This is a genomic window from Moorena sp. SIO3B2 (assembly GCF_010692525.1).
GTDB classification, from domain to species: Bacteria; Cyanobacteriota; Cyanobacteriia; order Cyanobacteriales; family Coleofasciculaceae; genus Moorena; species Moorena producens.
The window spans coordinates 1-1,073 of record NZ_JAAHHE010000980.1; the positions used below are offsets into that span (position 1 = coordinate 1).

Annotated in this window: 1 protein-coding gene and 1 pseudogene; both read left to right on the forward strand. The window is 41.8% G+C overall.

Translation table 11 applies throughout. From position 1 onward, the window contains the following. A pseudogene (locus F6K38_RS42880) lies at positions 1 to 258 on the forward strand (protein sphX); the annotation flags it as partial. Between the two features lie 214 nt (positions 259 to 472). Further along, a partial coding sequence (locus F6K38_RS42885; protein WP_502709680.1) for a PstC family ABC transporter permease occupies positions 473 to 1,073 on the forward strand: 601 nt, incomplete at its 3' end.

The following is a 1,073-nucleotide window of genomic DNA, read 5'->3' on the forward strand; positions in this document are numbered from 1 at the left end:
CTGAAGGCTGTTGCTATCAATGGGGTGACGCCTTCTCTGACAACGGTACGTAACGGGACTTACACGCCCCTATCCCGACCAATCTTCATCTATGTCAACAAAAACGCTGTTAAGCGTACGGAGGTAAATGATTTTGTGACCTATTACCTCCAAAATGCTGAGCGATTAGTCACTGAAGTTAAGTCGGTGCCTCTATCCTCCGCAGACTATGCCAAATCCCTGGCAGAGTTAGAGGTTCTAGTCGGTAGCGGTAACTAAGCCTAGAACTGAATCTAACCTAGAGGACTTAATTGGTTTAATCTCGTCAAGAGCGATTAGTAGTAGAATTATCAATCATCGCTCTTGAATTATGTTAAACAAAGTTCTATTTTTTGAGTAATTAAGTTCTGATTAAAACCTGTAACGTCTCACTAATTACAGACGTTGGTAGATCACTCAGCTGCCTTTAAACAATACTTTTATGACCGATTTTATGACCGAAAAACTGATCCGACTTAACCAGACCAAACGCCTCTCACCAACATTAATTCGCAATTTGCGAGAACGGGGGATTGAAATACTATTGTTTTTGGCGGCATTGTCTTCCGTCGCCACTATGGCAGCAATAATCTTTTTCCTGCTTAGGGAATCTCTGGCATTTTTCAAGGAAGTTTCATTAATTGATTTCCTTACTGATACCAAATGGACACCGATGTTTCTGGAGAAACACTACGGAATTTTGCCATTGATATCAGGAACCCTAGTAACCGCTACGACTGCTCTCCTACTTGCTATCCCGACCGGAACTATTGCTGCGATTTACCTAAGTGAATTTGCTCCTCCTACATTACGAGAAATAATTAAACCAGGTTTGGAACTTTTAGCAGCAATTCCTACAGTAGTTTATGGTTATTTTGCCCTGCTGGTAGTTAGCCCTCTTCTGCGCAATATTTTTACTGAATTGCCAGTTTTTAATATGCTAAGTGCCGGTCTAGTCATGGGTTTGATGATTATTCCCTTTATTAGTTCCATTAGTGAAGATGCCATGCGAGCGGTTCCGGTAGAGTTACGGGAAGGGTCTTATGCTATGGGAG